The sequence below is a fragment of the Variovorax sp. genome (assembly GCF_035634955.1).
Classification (GTDB): domain Bacteria; phylum Pseudomonadota; class Gammaproteobacteria; order Burkholderiales; family Burkholderiaceae_C; genus Variovorax.
Genome location: NZ_DASQBZ010000004.1, coordinates 156978 through 172680, shown reverse-complemented (window position 1 = coordinate 172680; position 15703 = coordinate 156978). Strand labels below are relative to the sequence as shown.

The 15703-nt window shown below is 68.8% G+C and carries 17 protein-coding genes and 1 tRNA gene; 3 read left to right on the top strand and 15 right to left on the bottom strand.

Features of this window, described 5'->3' with window-relative positions; all coding sequences use genetic code 11:
• Window positions 1-9 precede the first annotated feature (9 nt).
• Window positions 10-651, bottom strand: coding sequence for a Vat family streptogramin A O-acetyltransferase (locus VES41_RS01795; RefSeq protein WP_324812205.1), 642 nt, complete (start codon window positions 649-651; stop codon window positions 10-12).
• A gap of 132 nt (window positions 652-783) precedes the next feature.
• Here VES41_RS01795 and VES41_RS01790 point away from each other — a divergent pair, with 132 nt between their 5' ends.
• Window positions 784-1266 (top strand): VOC family protein, encoded by a 483-nt coding sequence (locus VES41_RS01790; protein ID WP_324812202.1) that lies wholly within the window; start codon window positions 784-786, stop codon window positions 1264-1266.
• Here VES41_RS01790 and VES41_RS01785 read toward each other — a convergent pair.
• The 6 genes from VES41_RS01785 to VES41_RS01760 form a co-directional block, all read right to left on the bottom strand.
• Entirely contained in the window at window positions 1263-2660 is a 1398-nt protein-coding gene (locus tag VES41_RS01785; protein ID WP_324812199.1) for an amidase, read from the bottom strand. The two genes, VES41_RS01790 and VES41_RS01785, sit on opposite strands and share 4 nt — an antisense overlap.
• An 8-nt stretch (window positions 2661-2668) precedes the next feature.
• Complete coding sequence (locus tag VES41_RS01780) at window positions 2669-4156, bottom strand: ABC transporter substrate-binding protein (protein ID WP_324812196.1); 1488 nt, start codon at window positions 4154-4156, stop codon at window positions 2669-2671.
• 65 nt (window positions 4157-4221) lie between these two features.
• Window positions 4222-5037: an ATP-binding cassette domain-containing protein gene (locus VES41_RS01775; protein ID WP_324812195.1), complete on the bottom strand. Its 816-nt coding sequence runs from the start codon at window positions 5035-5037 to the stop codon at window positions 4222-4224.
• On the bottom strand, window positions 5034-6020 hold the full coding sequence (locus VES41_RS01770) for an ABC transporter ATP-binding protein (RefSeq protein ID WP_324812192.1): 987 nt from the start codon (window positions 6018-6020) through the stop codon (window positions 5034-5036). Before VES41_RS01770 ends, VES41_RS01775 begins: the two co-directional genes overlap by 4 nt.
• 3 nt (window positions 6021-6023) lie before the next feature.
• Window positions 6024-6896 carry an ABC transporter permease gene (locus VES41_RS01765; protein WP_324812190.1) on the bottom strand — a complete coding sequence of 291 codons (873 nt, stop codon included), beginning with the start codon at window positions 6894-6896 and terminating at the stop codon, window positions 6024-6026.
• Window positions 6893-7843: an ABC transporter permease gene (locus tag VES41_RS01760; RefSeq protein ID WP_324812187.1), complete on the bottom strand. Its 951-nt coding sequence runs from the start codon at window positions 7841-7843 to the stop codon at window positions 6893-6895. Before VES41_RS01760 ends, VES41_RS01765 begins: the two co-directional genes overlap by 4 nt.
• Window positions 7844-7964: 121 nt before the next feature.
• Between VES41_RS01760 and VES41_RS01755 the strand changes: the two genes are divergently transcribed.
• Window positions 7965-8252 carry a YfhL family 4Fe-4S dicluster ferredoxin gene (locus tag VES41_RS01755; RefSeq protein ID WP_324812184.1) on the top strand — a complete coding sequence of 96 codons (288 nt, stop codon included), beginning with the start codon at window positions 7965-7967 and terminating at the stop codon, window positions 8250-8252.
• A 34-nt stretch (window positions 8253-8286) separates the two neighbouring features.
• Here the strand turns inward: VES41_RS01755 and VES41_RS01750 are convergent, their stop codons facing one another.
• The 8 genes from VES41_RS01750 to VES41_RS01715 all read right to left on the bottom strand — a co-directional run bounded on the left by VES41_RS01750 (window position 8287) and on the right by VES41_RS01715 (window position 14483).
• Window positions 8287-8727 carry a hypothetical protein gene (locus tag VES41_RS01750; RefSeq protein WP_324812181.1) on the bottom strand — a complete coding sequence of 147 codons (441 nt, stop codon included), beginning with the start codon at window positions 8725-8727 and terminating at the stop codon, window positions 8287-8289.
• A 61-nt stretch (window positions 8728-8788) separates the two neighbouring features.
• The gene (gene pth / locus VES41_RS01745; RefSeq protein WP_324812178.1) at window positions 8789-9421 is read right to left on the bottom strand and encodes an aminoacyl-tRNA hydrolase; all 633 of its coding nucleotides are present in this window, start codon (window positions 9419-9421) and stop codon (window positions 8789-8791) included.
• An 83-nt stretch (window positions 9422-9504) separates the two neighbouring features.
• Window positions 9505-10155, bottom strand: a complete 651-nt coding sequence (locus VES41_RS01740) for a 50S ribosomal protein L25/general stress protein Ctc (RefSeq protein ID WP_324812175.1) — start codon at window positions 10153-10155, stop codon at window positions 9505-9507.
• Window positions 10156-10255: 100 nt separating this feature from the next.
• Window positions 10256-11227 carry a ribose-phosphate pyrophosphokinase gene (locus tag VES41_RS01735; protein WP_324812172.1) on the bottom strand — a complete coding sequence of 324 codons (972 nt, stop codon included), beginning with the start codon at window positions 11225-11227 and terminating at the stop codon, window positions 10256-10258.
• Window positions 11228-11294: 67 nt separating this feature from the next.
• A tRNA-Gln gene (locus VES41_RS01730) sits at window positions 11295-11371 on the bottom strand.
• A gap of 42 nt (window positions 11372-11413) precedes the next feature.
• Entirely contained in the window at window positions 11414-12322 is a 909-nt protein-coding gene (gene ispE, locus VES41_RS01725) for a 4-(cytidine 5'-diphospho)-2-C-methyl-D-erythritol kinase (RefSeq protein WP_324812169.1), read from the bottom strand.
• Between the two features lie 11 nt (window positions 12323-12333).
• The gene (locus VES41_RS01720; protein ID WP_324812167.1) at window positions 12334-12711 is read right to left on the bottom strand and encodes a lipoprotein insertase outer membrane protein LolB; all 378 of its coding nucleotides are present in this window, start codon (window positions 12709-12711) and stop codon (window positions 12334-12336) included.
• Window positions 12712-12857: 146 nt separating this feature from the next.
• Complete coding sequence (locus VES41_RS01715) at window positions 12858-14483, bottom strand: tetratricopeptide repeat protein (protein WP_324812164.1); 1626 nt, start codon at window positions 14481-14483, stop codon at window positions 12858-12860.
• Between the two features lie 299 nt (window positions 14484-14782).
• Between VES41_RS01715 and mutM the strand changes: the two genes are divergently transcribed.
• Window positions 14783-15601: a bifunctional DNA-formamidopyrimidine glycosylase/DNA-(apurinic or apyrimidinic site) lyase gene (mutM, locus tag VES41_RS01710; protein ID WP_324812162.1), complete on the top strand. Its 819-nt coding sequence runs from the start codon at window positions 14783-14785 to the stop codon at window positions 15599-15601.
• Window positions 15602-15703: the final 102 nt, after the last annotated feature.

The window sequence follows — 15703 nt, the reverse complement described above, 5'->3', positions numbered from 1 at the left end:
GACGGCGGATCAGTCCTCGCGGCTGCAGGCGCGAAGTGCTTCGACATTGCCCGAGACGATCGCCGCGAGGTGGCGGGTCACCTTGTCGATCGGCCAGTCCCACCAGGCGATCGACTCCAGCACGGCGACCGTCTCCTGCGCGAAGCGCTCCTTCAGCACCCGCGCCGGGTTGCCGCCGACGATGGCGTAGGGCGGCACGTCGCTGACGACGACCGATCGCGACGAGACGATGGCACCGTTGCCGATGCGAACGCCTGGCATGACCAGGGCCTCGTACCCGATCCAGACATCGTTGCCGACGACGGTATCGCCCTTGTACGGCAGGTCGCCCGGCCCCGGCATGACCTTCTGCCACCCGCCGCCGAAGATCTGGAACGGGTAGGTGGAGATGCCGGCCATCTTGTGGTTGGCGCCGTTCATGATGAAGCGCGTGCCGCGCGCGAAGGCGCAGAACTTCCCGATGATCAGCTTGTCGCCGATGAACGGGTAGTGATAGAGCACGTTGCGCTCGAAGTTCTCCGAGTCCTCCGGGTCGTCGTAGTAGCTGTAGTCGCCCACGATGATGTTCGGATTTCGCACCGTGTTCTTGATGAAGCAGACTTGGGCAAACCCCTCCATCGGGTGCGGATTGTTCGGGTCGGGACCGTTCATGCGGCTTCTCCTGCAGGAATATGGCGATCACCTGATGCCTCCGCACATTCTTGCAGTCCTGCGCCGTGGGTGGCTGCGCAGGGGCAACGGTGGCACCATGGCGCTCCCCGTTCATTCACCGAGGACCGAGCCATGCAGAAGATCACGCCGTTTTTCTGGTACGCCAAGGAGGCGGAGGAAGCCGCCAACTTCTACGTCTCCATCTTCCCGGATTCGCGCATCACGCGGGTGGTGACGATGCCGACCGAGTCGCCGAGCGGTCCGGCGGGCAGCGTGAAGGTGGTGGACTTCGTCCTGTTCGGCCAGTCGTTCTCGGCCATGAGCGCGGCGCACCAGGAGCAGTTCAACCATGCCATCTCCATGGTCGTGAACTGCGAGACGCAGGAGGAAATCGACCGCTACTGGGACGCGCTGCTCGCCGGCGGCGGATCGACCGAGGCCTGCGGCTGGCTGCGCGACCGCTACGGCGTGGCCTGGCAGATCACGCCGACGGCCCTCGTGGACATGATGAACGACCCCGATCCGGCCAAGGGCAAGCGCGCCGCCGACGCGATGATGAAGATGATCAAGCTCGACATCGCCGCGCTGCAGGCGGCATACGAAGGCAAGGCCTAGTCTGCCGGCGGCTCCGGCCAGGGCCGCTGGGGCGGACGGATCTGCTCGAACGCCCGGGCCACCCTGAGCACGCCCAGGTCGTCGAAGCGCTGACCGGCGATCTGCAGGCCGATCGGCAATCCGTCGACGTCGTACGCGCAATTGATCGATGCCGCCGGCTGCTCCGACATGTTGAACGGCACGGTGAAGCCGATGTGCTCCAGTGGCCGCAGCGGGTCGTTGGTGGGCGAGGGCAGTTCGGCGGCCGCGGGCATGTTGGGCGACACCGGCGAGATCACGTAGTCGAAGCGCGCGCAGGCCGCCACCGCCGCGACGCGGGTCGCGTGGAACTGGCTGAAGCCGCGGAACACGTGTTCGCCGCTGAACTCTGAGGCGCTCTCGGCCCACTGCCGGATGTAGGGCAGGACCTTGGCGCGTTGCTCGGGGCGCAGGGCGCGCATGTCGATCAGCGAGCGCATGCGCCAGAAGTGGTCCATGCCGTCGAGCATGGCCTGCGACATGAACGGCTGCATCGGCTCGACGATGGCGCCGGCCTGCTCGAGCCAGCGCGCGGCCTGTTCGACGGCGGCGCGCACTTCGGGCTCCACCGCCAGTCCGCAGCCGGCGTCGAGCAGCAGGCCGAAGCGCAATCCGCGCAGGTGCTCGGGCGCGGTGCCGGCGACGCTGCCCCAGTCGATGTCCTGCGGCGGGAGGTTCATGCTGTCGCGCGCATCCGGCCGGGAAAGCACCTGCATGGCCAGCGCGGCGTCGGCCACCGTGCGCGTCATCGGGCCGGCGGCGCGCCCCATGTAGGGCGGGTCGATCGGGATGCGGCCCAGGCTCGGCTTGAGCGTGAAGATGCCGCACCAGCTCGCCGGCAACCGCAGCGAGCCGCCGATGTCGGTGCCCAGGTGCAGCGGGCCGTAGCCGGCCGCGGTGGCGGCGCCGGCGCCGGCGCTCGATCCGCCCGGCGTGCGCGCCAGGTTCCACGGGTTGCGCGCCAGCCGGTGAAAGCTCGACAGGCCCGACGACAGCATGCCGTAGTCGGGCATGGTGGTCTTGCACACGACCACGGCGCCGGACTCCTTGACGCGGGCGGCCGGCGGCGCGTCGGCCGCTGCCGGCTGCAGGTCCACCGCGGCGGTGCCGGCGGGCATCGGGTCGCCGCGGGTGGCGATGTTTTCCTTGATGCTCAGCGGCACGCCGTCCAGCGGGCCCAGCGGCCGGCCGGCGCGCCAGCGCGCCTCGGAGGCCCGCGCCTGCTCGAGCGCGGCATCCGGCCGCAGCAGCCAGGTGGCCTGCACGTGCGGCTCCCAGCGTTCGATGCGGTCGAGCACCGCCTGCGTCACCTCGACCGGCGACAGCCGGCCCTGGCCGTAGCCCGCGACCAGGTCGGTCGCACTCCATGCATGCACGTCGGGCCTCACCAGCTCAATGAGGAGAGGTCGTTGCAGAAGATCGGCCTCGACGTCCACAGGCCCTTGACGCCCTTCTTGGCCACGGTGGGAAACTGCGGCTGGTACAGGAAGGCGTTGACCGAGTCGGTGGCGATCATGCGCTGGGCATCGCCCAGCAGCTTGTTGCGCTCGGCTTCGCTGCTGGAGGTCATGATCTTGTCGTACAGGTCGCGGAACGCCTTGCTGTCGTAGCCCCAGTAGTAGTCGGGCTTGGTGTAGTTGTCCAGGTCGAAGGGCTCGACGTGCGAGACGATGGTCAGGTCGTAGTTGTGGCCGCCGCCGTAGGTGCCGCTCAGCCACTGGGCCCATTCGACGTTCTGCAGCTTCACGTTGATGCCGACCTTGGCCAGCATGGCTGCGATCACCTCGCCGCCCTGGCGCGCGTACGGCGGCGGTGGCAGCGTCATGGTCAGCTCCAGCGGCGCCTTCACGCCGGCCTCGGCGAGCAGCTTCTTCGCCTTCTCGGGATCGAAGGGGTTGATGCCGGTGGTGTCGACGTAGCCGGGCGCATCGGGCACGTAGTGGCTGCCGATGGGCACGCCGAAGCCGTCGGCGGCGCCGGCAATGACCGCCTTGCGGTCGATGGCCGCGGCGATGGCGCGGCGCACCCGGACGTCGTCCAGCGGCTTGTGCTTGTTGTTGATCGACAGGATGGTCTTGGCACGCGAGCCGCCCAGGATCACCTGGTAGCGCGGGTTGCCCTTGAACTGCGCGACCGCGCGGGTGGTGAATTGTGGAAACGCGTCCACGTCGCCGGCGAGCAGCGACGAGGCCTGCGCGGCCGAATCCGAGATGAAGCGGAAGGTGACCCGCTTGAGCTTGATGGCCGCCGGATTGCGAAAGCCCTCCCAGGCGGTGAGCACGAGCGACGAGCCCTTGACCCAGTTCTGCAGCTTGTACGGGCCGGTACCCACCGGCTGGGTGGCGTTGCCGTCGGCGCTCTTGGGCTCGACGATGACCGCCGTGGGCTGCCCCAGCAGGAAGGGCAGGTTGGGGTCTATGTCCTTGTTGATCACGACCACTGTGTAGTCGTCCGTCGCCTGCGTGCTGAGCTTGGCGTAGGTGCGCTTGTCCTTGTTCGTGCTCTTCTCGCCGCCGGCGCGGTCGAAGGAGAACTTGACGGCCTGCGCGTTGAAAGGCTCGCCGTTCTGGAACTTGACGCCGCGGCGCAGCTTGAAGGTGTAGGTCTTCAGGTCGGGCGAGACCTCCCAGCTCTCGGCCAGCAGGGGCGTCACCTTGCCGTCGGGGTTGATCTTGGTGAGCGTCTCCAGCACGTTGTAGAGCACCACTTCGCCGATGGCGGCGGCCGCGTTGACGGTCGGGTCCAGGCCTGGCGGCTCCAGCGTCATGCCCAGCACCATCGCGGTCTTGTCAGATTGCGCGAAGGCCTGCGGAACGGTCAGCGACAGGCTGCCGAGCGCGGCGGTGGAAAGAAGGGTGCGGCGTTTCAACATGGCATGAACTCCGGAAGTCTTCGAATGGAGAGGGAAGTCGGAAGCCCGTGGGCAACCGGGTGAAGTTACAACATATTGCGCGTCGGCGGCGGTTCGGCGCGCGGTACCGCCGCCAGCAGGGCCTGGGTGTACGGATGCTCGGCGTGCGCGAACAGGTCGGCCGGCGCTCCGCGTTCGACCACCAGGCCGCGGTGCAGCACGCACACGTCGTCGCACAGGTGGTTGACGACAGCGAGGTCGTGGCTGATCAGCAGGTAGCTGATGCCGAACTGCTGCTGCAGGTCCTGCATCAGGTTGAGCACCTGGGCCTGGACCGACACGTCGAGCGCGCTCACCGGTTCGTCGGCGACGATCAGCCGTGGCCGCGTGATGAGTGCGCGCGCAATGGCGATGCGCTGGCGCTGCCCGCCGGAGAATTCGTGCGGGTACTTGTGCAGATCGGTGGCGCGCAGGCCGACGGCCGAGAGCGATTCGGCGGCGCGTTCGCGTTGCTCGGCGCGGCTGGCATCCGACAGGGCGGCCAGCGGCTCGGCCACGATGCGCTCGACGGTCTGGCGTGGATCCAGCGAGCCGTACGGGTCCTGGAACACCATCTGGATGTCGCGCCGCGCGGTCCGCAGCGCTTCGCGCGGCAGCCGGTGGAGGTCGCGCCCGAGCAGTTGCACGCTGCCGGACGTGGGGTGGTCCAGGGCCATCACCAGCCGTGCGATGGTGGATTTGCCCGAGCCGGATTCGCCCACGATGCCCAGGCTGCGTCCGGCCTGCAGCACGAAGCTCACGCCGTTGACGGCCTTGACCAGCGGCGCAGGCGAGAACAGGCTTTCGCGCGGCAGCGCGTAGTGGCGCACCAGGTCGCGCACTTCGAGCAGGGCGGCGCTCATTGCGCGACCTCCGCTGCGCGTACCGTGTCCAGGCGTATGCAGCGCGCCACGTGGCCTGGGCCGACCGTCTCCGGCGGCGGCCGCGTGGCATGGCAGGCCTCGATGGTGAAGCCGCAGCGGCCGGCGAAGGGACAGCCCGGCGGCAGGTCGACCAGCTCCGGCACGCTGCCGCGGATGGTGGCCAGGCGCGTGCCGCGCGGTGCGCCGAGCGCGGGCCGTGCGGCGAACAATCCTTGCGTGTAGGGGTGCGAGCGGCGCGCGAACACCTCGGCCGTGGGGCCGCTCTCGACGATGGTGCCGCCGTACATGACCAGCATGTGCGAGACGCTCTGTGCGATCACGCCCAGGTCGTGCGAAATGAGAATGAGCGACATGCCGCGTTCGGCCACCAGGCCCTGGATCAGCTCCAGGATCTGCTTCTGGATGGTGACGTCCAGCGCGGTGGTCGGCTCGTCGGCGATCAGCAGGTCCGGCCCGCAGGCCAGCGCCATCGCGATGCCGATGCGCTGGCGCTGGCCACCCGAGAACTGGTGCGGGTAGGCGTCCAGCCGCGCGGCCGCGTCGGGGATGCCGACCCGCTCGAGCAGCTGCAGCGCCTCGTCGCGCGCAGCGCGCGCCGACAGGCCGCGATGCAGCCGCAGCGGCTCGGCCACCTGGCGTGCGATGGTGTGCACCGGGTTGAGCGCGGTCATCGGCTCCTGGAAGATCATGCCGATGCGGTCGCCGCGCAGCTTGCACATCTCGCGCTCGGGCAGCCCGACCAGCTCCCGGCCGTCGAACCGGATGTTGCCGGTCACGCGCGCGGCCGGCGGCAGCAGGCCCATGAGCGCCTGCACCGTGATCGACTTGCCGCAACCTGACTCGCCCACGATGCCCAGCGTCTGCCCACGCTCGAGCGAGAAGCCGACGCCGCGCACCGCCTCGGCCGGGCCGCGCGGGGTGCGCAGGTGGATGTGCAGATCGTCGACTTCAAGCAATGCCATGCGTCAGCGCTCCCGGGCCAGGCGGGGGTCGAGCAGGTCGCGCAGGCCGTCGCCCAGCAAATTCAGGCCCAGCACGGCCAGTGCGATGGCCACGCCCGGAAACACCGCCAGCAAAGGCGCCTGCCACATCATCGACTGCGCCTCGGACAGCATGCGGCCCCATGAGGGTTGCGGCGGCTGCGTGCCCAGGCCGAGGTACGACAGCGCCGCCTCGGCCAGGATCGCGATGGCGAAGCGGATGGTGCTCTGCACGATCAGCACCGCGGAGATGTTGGGCAGCACGTGGGCCAGCGTGATGGCCAGCGTGCCCTTGCCGCTGGCGCGGGCAGCGGCCACGTACTCGCGCGACCACACGGCGTTGGCCGAGGCGCGGGTGATGCGGGTGAAGGTGGGAATGTTGTAGATGCCGATCGCGACGATGGCATTGACGATGCCCGGGCCGAACACCGCCGTCATCATGATGGCCGACAGGATGGCCGGGAAGGCCAGCGAGAAGTCGGTCAGGCGCATGATGCCTTCCTCGATCCAGCCGCGGCGCGCCGAGGCCAGCAGGCCCAGCGCGGTGCCGACCACCAGCCCGATGCCGACCGCGATCACTCCCACGAGGATGGAAGCGCGGGCGCCCACCAGCAGCTGCGATGCGACGTCGCGGCCGTACACGTCGGTGCCGAGCCAGTGCGCCGAGCTGGGTGGCTGCAGCTTGGCGGCGATGTCCATTTCGTACGGCGACCAGGGCGTCCACACGTAGGACAGTCCGGCAGCCAGCAGCAGCAGGGCCGTGAGCACCGCGCCGATGACGAAGCTGCGGTGGCGCAGGGCGCGTTGCCGGAAGCCGGGCGCGGCAACCGCCGCGCCCACGGGAAGGATGCTGCTCACAGGTCGCTCGCCTTCAGGCGTGGGTCGATGACCGCATAGAGCACGTCGACGACGAAATTGACAATGACCACCATGGCCGCGAGCAGCATCACGCAGTTGCGCACCACGATCAGGTCGCGGTTGGCGATCGACTGGAAGATCAGCTTGCCCAGGCCCGGCAGGTAGAAGACGTTCTCCACCACGATGGTGCCGGCCAGCAGTTCGGAAAACTGCAGTCCCATCACGGTGATCACCGGGATCATCGCGTTGCGCAGCACGTGTCGCCACAGCACGGCGCGCTGCGTCACGCCCTTGGCGCGGGCGGTGCGCACGAAATCCTCGCGCATGACCTCCAGCACCGCCGAACGCGTGATGCGCGCCAGGATCGCCGCCTGCACCACGCCCAGCGACAGCGCCGGCAGCAGCAGGGCCTTCAGGCCGGCGCCGATGCCTTCGCCCCAGCCGTCGAAGCCGCCGGCCGAGAACCATTGCAGTTTCACCGAGAACACCAGGATGAGCAGGATGGCGAACCAGAAGTTCGGAATGGCGATGCCCACCTGCGCCAGGCCCATCAGCCCGACGTCGCCGAGCTTGTTGTGGCGGGCCGCGGCCGTCACGCCGACGATGAGCGCCAGCACGGTGGTGAAGAGCATGGCCATCACCGCCAGGGGAATGGTCAGCGACAGGCGCTCGAGCAGCAGGTCGGATACCGGCGAGCCGTAGGCGTAGCTGTTGCCCAGGTCGCCGGTGAGCAGGCCGCCGGCCCAGTGCCAGTAGCGCGCCCAGGCCGGCTGGTCCAGGCCCAGCTTGGTGGCCAGCGCCGCCACCGCGTCGGGCGAGGCGTCGGGGCCCATCAGCATCTGCGCCGCATTGCCCGGCAGGACCTCCAGTACGAGGAAGACGATGACCGAGGTGGCGATGAGCGTGGCAATCAGCGTGAGGACGCGCTTGAACAGGAACAGACTCATAGGGCGGGCCGCAGCATAACCGAGGCGAGCAATAAGCAGGCCCGGGGATTGCACGCAGCCCGGGCGGGGACTTGCCCGCCGCCGTCGCGCGCAGTGGCGGCCGGGCGCCGATAATCGCGGCATGGCCCTCATGATCACCGACGAGTGCATCAACTGCGACGTGTGCGAGCCCGAGTGCCCGAACGACGCCATCTCGATGGGCGAGGAGATCTACGAGATCGACCCGCGCAAGTGCACCGAGTGCGTCGGCCACTTCGACGAGCCGCAATGCGTGCAGATCTGCCCTGTTGCCTGCATCCCGGTGGATCCGCAGCACGTGGAGTCGCGCGAGACGCTGTGGCAGAAATTCCAGCGCCTGACGCAGGCCAAGGCCGCAGCGCAGGCAGACACCGGCGCGCCCGGCGGCTGAGGCGGCGGCCCTTTGCGGGCACGCGGCCGCGGCTTCAATTCTTCTTCTTGTTCCTCGCTGGCGCCCCTGGCGGCGACGGCTGGGTGGCGACGAAGTCGTCCTTGTGGCTGTGCAGGCGCGGCTTGGCGGCCTTGGCTGGCGGCTTGTCCTTCTTGGCGGACGGAGGCGTCCTGGCGGCCGGGCCGATCACCAGCGCCCCGCGACGGGCGCCCGCCGCTTCCAGGCGCACCCGCTCGCGTTGCATGCGCGCGGCCGCGGCCTGGTTGCGCCGCGTGGCCTGGTCGGCCTGGCGCCGCTGCTCGGCGCTGGGCCCCGCAGGCGTCTCGACGGTGGCGCCGCCCGCGCAGGGGATGTCGGAGTAGGTATTGCCACAACGCCAGATCGTCGTGTCTGCCGGCGCCGGTGCGGCGCAGGCGAAGCTGGAGGCGGCCAGCGCGAGCGAACGCGCCAGCCGGCCGTGCGTCGGCCGGTTCATGCTGTCTTCTCCCTGAATCTTCTTGTGCACGCACGCTGCCGCAGGGGCCGCGCGCAGGCACCTATTCTGGGGCGGCGGGCGCGCTCTCGGGGGCGGGCTTTCTCGGCGGCTTCGGACGCGGCGGCTTGCTCGTGTGGATCTGCACGGTTGCCTTGTCCATTTCACCGGCCACCAGCAGGGGAACCGCGCGCAGCGAGCGGTCGATGGCCTCTTCGATCGCCTCGTGGTGCTCGCGCAGCGGCTTCTTGAGCACCCAGCCGACCACTTCCGACCGGGCGCCGGGATGCCCGATGCCCAGCCGCAGCCGCCAGTAGTCGCCGGTGCCCAGCTGGGCATGGATGTCGCGAAGGCCGTTGTGGCCGGCATGGCTGCCGCCGCGCTTGAGCTTGGCCTGGCCCGGCAGCAGGTCGAGTTCGTCGTGCACGACCAGGATTTCTTCGGGCGCGATCTTGTAGAAGCGCGCCAGCGCGGCGACCGACTTGCCCGACAGGTTCATGAAGGTCTGGGGCTCGAGCAGCCAGGCTGTCTGGCCGCCGATGACGGTGCGCGCGACCAGGCCGTGGTAGCCGCGCTCGGGAACCAGCGACACCTTGCAATCGCGCGCCAGCGCGTCGATCCACCAGAAGCCGGCGTTGTGGCGCGTGGCCTCGTATTCCGGGCCGGGATTGCCCAGGCCGACGAAGAGCTTGATCATGATGCGTCGATTATCCAGCCCGTGCACAAAGACAAACGGCCCGCACAGGGCGGGCCGTTCGATGCGGAGAAAGGCGCGAAGAATTACTTCTTGGCCTTGGCAGCCGGCTTGGCGTCGGCGGCAGCGGGCGCTGCTGCGGCGGCGTCAGCGCCTTCGGCCGCGGCTTCTTCCTCGACACGCGGCGCCACGGCGGACACGACCACCGGGTTGACCTTGCCGTGGCTGACGAACTTCGCGCCCTTGGGCAGCTTCAGGTCGTTCACGTGGATCGTGGCCCCGGCGGTCAGCGTGCCCAGGTCGATCTCGATGAACTCGGGCAGATCGGCCGGCAGGCAGTTGATTTCGATTTCGGTCATCACGTGGTTGACCAGGTTGTGATGCAGCTTGACGGCTTCGGACTCTTCCTCACCCTTGAAGTGCAGCGGCACCTTGGCCGTGATGCGAGTGCGGGCGTCGACGCGCTGGAAATCGACGTGGTTGATCAGCTGCCGGAACGGGTGGTATTGCACGTCGCGCAGCAGGACCTTGCTCACGCTGCCGTTCAGGTCCATCTCGAGGATGGACGAGTGGAACGCTTCCTTCTTGAGGGCGTGCCACAGGGCGTTGTGATCGAGCTCGATCAGCTGCGGCTGGCCTTCGCCACCGTAGACGATGCCCGGCGTCTTGCCGGAAGTGCGCAGACGGCGGCTCGCACCCGTACCCTGCTTGGCGCGCTCAAAAGCGACGAATTTCATGACTGACTCCTAGGGACGCCGACCGCGACCAGTGCGGCGCCAAGTTGAAAAAGGGCTTGCAAACATGCAAGCCCGCTGGCTGGAGCGAACGCCTCTTCGTTCAGAAGAGGTTTTCCTGCTCCGAGAAAAGGCTCATGACCGACTCGCCCTTGGCGATGCGCTGGATCGTCTCTGCGATCAGCGGGGCGACGGACAGCTGGCGGATCTTGCCGCAGGCCGCGGCCGCGTCGGACAGCGGAATGGTGTTGGTCACCACCACCTCGTCGAGCGCCGACTGGGTGATGCGCTCGATGGCAGGGCCGGAGAAGATGGGGTGGGTGCAATACGCGTAGACCGACTTGGCGCCGCGCTCCTTGAGCACTTCGGCCGCCTTCACGAGCGTGCCGGCGGTGTCGATCATGTCGTCCATGATCACGCAGTTGCGGCCGTCGATCTCGCCGATGACGTTCATGACCTCGCTCACGTTCGCCTTCGGGCGGCGCTTGTCGATGATGGCGAGATCGGTGTTGAGCTGCTTGGCCAGGGCCCGGGCCCGCACCACGCCACCGACGTCGGGCGAGACCACGATCAGGTCTTCGTAGTTCTGTGCGCGCAGGTCGCCCAGCAGCACCGGCGAGGCATAGATGTTGTCGACCGGGATGTCGAAGAAGCCCTGGATCTGGTCGGCGTGCAGGTCCATCGTGAGGACCCGGCTGACGCCGACCGTCTGCAGCAGGTTGGCCACGACCTTGGCCGAGATCGGCACGCGCGACGAGCGCGGGCGGCGGTCCTGGCGGGCATAGCCGAAATAGGGAACGACGGCGCTGATCCGCTCGGCCGAGGCGCGCTTGAGCGCGTCGACCATGATCAGCAATTCCATCAGGTTCTCGTTCGTCGGGGCGCAGGTGGACTGCACCACGAAGACGTCACGGGCCCGAACGTTCTGGTTGATCTCGACGGTGACCTCACCGTCGGAGAAGCGCCCGACGCGGGCGGCGCCCACCGTCGTGCCCAGGTTCTGGGCGATGTCGGCGGCAAGACCTGGATTGGCATTGCCGGTGAAGACCATGAAATCAGGATGCGAAGCCTGCATGTGCGTGTTCCGGCGGTGCGAGTGATGGGCCCCGGAGGGGCTGGACGTGGGTCTTGACTAGCGTATTTGGCAGGGGAGGAAGGACTCGAACCCTCGAATGCCGGAATCAAAATCCGGTGCCTTAACCAACTTGGCGACTCCCCTACACGGGACGTCGGCGCCGCTCCGAAGAGCAATGCCGGCGACCTATGAATTGTCGCTGTCTGCCCACCCGGCCAGGGGATGGACCGACATATTTCTGCACTGGCGAACCGTCCAGCCTTGCGGCGCATCGGACAGGTCTGCTTCCTGCAGCCTTGCTGCGTGCCCGCCGCCCGGCACCAACACTGGTGCGAAGACAGCGCTGCCCGAGCCGGTCATCCGGGCCTTGAGGCCCTTGGCACCCAGCCATTCGATGGCTTGGGAAACCTCGGGGCAAAGCCTTTGGGCAACCGGCTGCAAGTCGTTGCGCCCAAAACCGAACATTGCCAACTGGCCTTGCCCGTCTTGTTCGCCGCATGCAGCAAAGCCAGAGATTATAGCAGGCGTTGTGGCGCGCTCAAGATCCGGCGCAACAAAAATTGATCTGGTGTCGATGCCGCGGCTTGGATGCACCACGACGACGTCGGCCGCGGGAAGCGCGATGGGCGTGATCTGCTCGCCGATACCTTCGACCCAGGCATTGTGCCCGCGCAGGAAAAAGGGAACGTCGGCGCCCAGTTGCAGCCCGATGGCCTCGAGCCTGGACAGCGGCAGGTTCAGCTGCCACAGCCGGTTGAGCGCCAGCAGGCAGGTGGCCGCGTCGGACGAGCCGCCGCCCATGCCGGCCTGGGCCGGGATGCGCTTGGCAATCGCGATGTGGGCGCCCGATCCCGGGGGCGCCAGGGGCTGCAGGGCGCGCGCGGCCCGCAGCACGAGGTCGTCCGCGGGCAGCGGCGTCTCCAGGTCTTCGCGCGACAAGGTGCCGTCGTGACGCAACTCCATATGAAGGGTGTCGCACCAGTCGATCAGCATGAAGACCGACTGAAGCAGGTGATAGCCGTCAGCGCGCCTGCCGGTCACGTGCAGGAACAGGTTGAGCTTCGCCGGTGCCGGCAGGTCGTACAGGGCCTTCATGGCGCGGCAGCTCAGGGGCGCTCGAAGATGACGCGCAGTTCGGCGCGTGGCTGCGGCGTGTCGCGCCAGGCGTTGATGCGGCCGGCGTCGAACTGGCCCAGGTCGGCGCGCCAACCCGGCACCGGCCGGCTCTGGCCGGCCAGCCAGCCGAACAGCGCGTCCAGGGGAATGGCGGCGCCGGTGGCCGCCTTGAGGAGGTCCTCGGCAGAGTCGAAGCGGCGCGAGCGGCTGCCGTCTTCGAGGACCGCCTCGCCGGGTGACCAGCGCGCCAGGCCCAGTGTGCTGCCGATCGGGCTGGTCAGCCGCAGTTCGCCGGCATTCGCGTCGCCGCGCAGATCGAAGAAGGCCGAGAAATTCTGCGGCGGTTCGCCGTCGACCCGCAGTGCCATGCGCCCGCTCCAGTGGCCCGTTGCCCGGGCGGCGGCGGCCCCGGGTGCCGCCGGGGCGGCGCAGCCTGCGAGCAGCCCGCTCGCGGTGGCGGCAGTCGTCCATGCAAGGGCGCCGAGCAGTGCGCGGCGCCTCGACGGCGCAGCCGTCACGGCTTGACCCGCAGGCGCTTGAGCGTCTCGCGCAGCGTTTCGTTGTTGCTGTCGACCGCCAGCGCGGCCTTCCAGACGGTCATGGCGCGGTCGCGCTGGCCGCTGGACCACAGGACTTCGCCGAAGTGGGCGGCAATCTCGGGGTCGGGCTGCTTCTTGTAGGCCGCTTCCAGGATGCGTATGGCTTCGGCGTTGTTGCCCAGGCGGAACTCCACCCAGCCCAGGCTGTCGGCGATGAACGGGTCATCCGGCGACAGCTGCACGGCCTTGACGATCAGCGTGCGCGCTTCGTCCAGCCGAATGTTGCGATCGGCCAGCGAATAGCCCAGCGCGTTGTACGCGTTGTGGTTCTTCGGGTCCATGGCGATCAGCTTGCGCAGCAGGCGCTCCATGTCGTCCATGCGATCGAGCTTCTCGGCGACCATGGCCTGGTCGTAGATCAGGTCGGGATCCTGCGGCGCCGCTGCGCTGGCCCTGGCCAGCATGTCGTAGGCCTCCTGGTATTTGCCGGCCTCGCGCAGCAACTGGACGCCGGCCTGGAACTTCTGGCGCTGTTGCTCGGCGGTGTCGTCCGGCAGTTCGGCGATGGCCGCGCGCGCCTGGTCGAGCTTGCCCTGGCGCGCCAGCAGCGCCGCCCGGCGCAGGAGGGTGGTGCTCACGTCGTCCGGGCTGTCGACCTTGTCCAGCCAGCCCAGCGCGGCGGCGTAGTCCTTGCGTCGTTCTGCCAGCTGCGACAGGACGAAGTAGGCTTGCGCTTCGCCGCGCGAGCGCGGCGGGCCGTCAGGCATCTTGGCCGACAGCGCGAGATAGCGCTGGATCGAGGCCTCCGCCTCGTTGGCCTTGCGCGCCTGCGCCTGCAGCGTGCCGAGCAGAAGCCAGGCCTCGGCCTGTTCCGGATACTGCTCGGTCAGGGCGACCAGTTGGCGGCTGGCGTCGTCGTAGCGCCCGGCCTGGGCCAGCGTCCGGGCATAGGCGCCGCGCACGTTGATGCTGGCGTCCTTGCCAGAAAGGTATTGCTGCAGCAGGGCATCGGCCTGGTCGGTGCCGGCCTCGGTCAGGTCGAGCGCGAGCAGCGCCGGGCCGTCGGCCTTCGGATCGGCCTGGTAGCCTTGGCGCGCGGCTTCCAGGGCGCCGGCCTCGTCGCCGGCCGCCAGCCGCACCCGGCCCACGGCGGCCCAGGCCGGCGCCGCCGTCTTGGGGTCCTTGAGTTGGTCCGCCATGCCCTGTTCCAGCATGGCGGCGGCCAATTTCTTGTCGCTGGCGCGCGCGTAGGTGCTGGCGAAGATGTTCATCAGCGCCGGGCGCTCGGGCAGCGGCGTATCGGCAAGTTCGACCTTGAGCGGCTCGGGCGTCTCGGACAGCCGGCCGAGGGCGATCAGGATCTGCAGTTCGAGCCGGCGTGCCTCGTGCGAGTCGGGCAGTGTTTCCTTCCAGGCGCGCACGGCCTCCAGCGCGGCGTCCGGCGCACGCGCCTGCAGCGCCACTTCTGTGGCGCGCTGGAACAGCATCGGGTCGCGGGTGCGGCGGGCCGAGTCGAGCAGCAGGCGAAAGCCGGTACCGGGCTCGGCCGAGTGCAGCGACAGCTCGCCGACCAGCACCTCGTAGAAGGTCTGGGCCGTCATGCGGGACTGCTGCGGCGCATCCTTCGTCGAGGCTGCCTTGGAATCGTTGGCCGGCGCAGTTGCAGCCGCGGTCGCCGCAGCGGGGGGCGCGGGGGGATTGGCCGGGGCTGGTGGAGGGGCGTGCTGGGCGCAGGCACTGAGGGAGAGCAACGCGACCGCCGCAAGGCGGAGTCGGCGGGGCGGGAAAGTCATCGAACCATAATAATCCAAGGCGGTTTACTGCTGATGTTGCCGGCCATGCACGCCGCCGTGCCGCGTGTCCTTCGTTGCAAAGTCGCCGCGGCGTTTTTTTTCCTGATATGCCTGAACTGCCGGAAGTCGAAGTCACCCGTCTGGGTTTTGCGGACCGCATCGCCGGTGCGCAGGTGCACGGCGTGCGCCTGGGCAAGCCGCTGCGCTGGCCGCTGGCCATCGTGCCCGAGGCGCTGGCCGGCCGCAGCGTGCAGGGTGTGCGCAGGCGCGGCAAGTACCTGCTGGTGGACCTGGCGCCGGGCGGCGTGCTCTTGCTGCACCTGGGCATGTCGGGCAGCCTGCGCTTTTCCGAGCAGTTGCCGCCGCCGGGGCCGCATGACCACTTCGACCTGCTGACGAGCCGCGGCGTGCTGCGCCTGAACGACCCGCGCCGCTTCGGCGCCGTGGTCTACGCGGATTCGGACAGCGCGCCGCAAGCGGTCAAGCTGCTTGGCGGCCTAGGCGTGGAGCCGCTGGGCGAGGACTTCGCACTCGATGCCTTCCATGCCGGCCTGCGCCGCCGCCAGGCGCCGATCAAGCAGGTGCTGCTGGCGGGAGAACTGGTGGTGGGGGTGGGCAACATCTATGCGTCCGAGGCATTGTTCGCGGCCGGCATCCGGCCCACGCTGGCCGCAGCGCGGATCAGCCGGCCGAGGGCTGCGCGCCTGCGCGATGCGGTGCGCGCCATACTGGCACGCGCCGTGGCACGCGGCGGCAGCACCTTGCGCGACTTCTCCAACGTGGACGGCGCCAGCGGCTACTTCCAGTTGGAGGCCATGGTCTACGGCCGGGCCGGCGAACCGTGCCGCGTCTGCGCCACGCCGATCCGGCAACTGCGCCAGGGGCAGCGTTCCACTTTCTACTGCCCGCACTGCCAGAAGTCGTAGGCCACCTACATCGGTGGGTGGACGCGGGCGCAAATACAACGGACGCCGGCCGATCGGCCTACTGCCTATCCGGTAGAGACACCGGGTGCTATATTTTGTAAG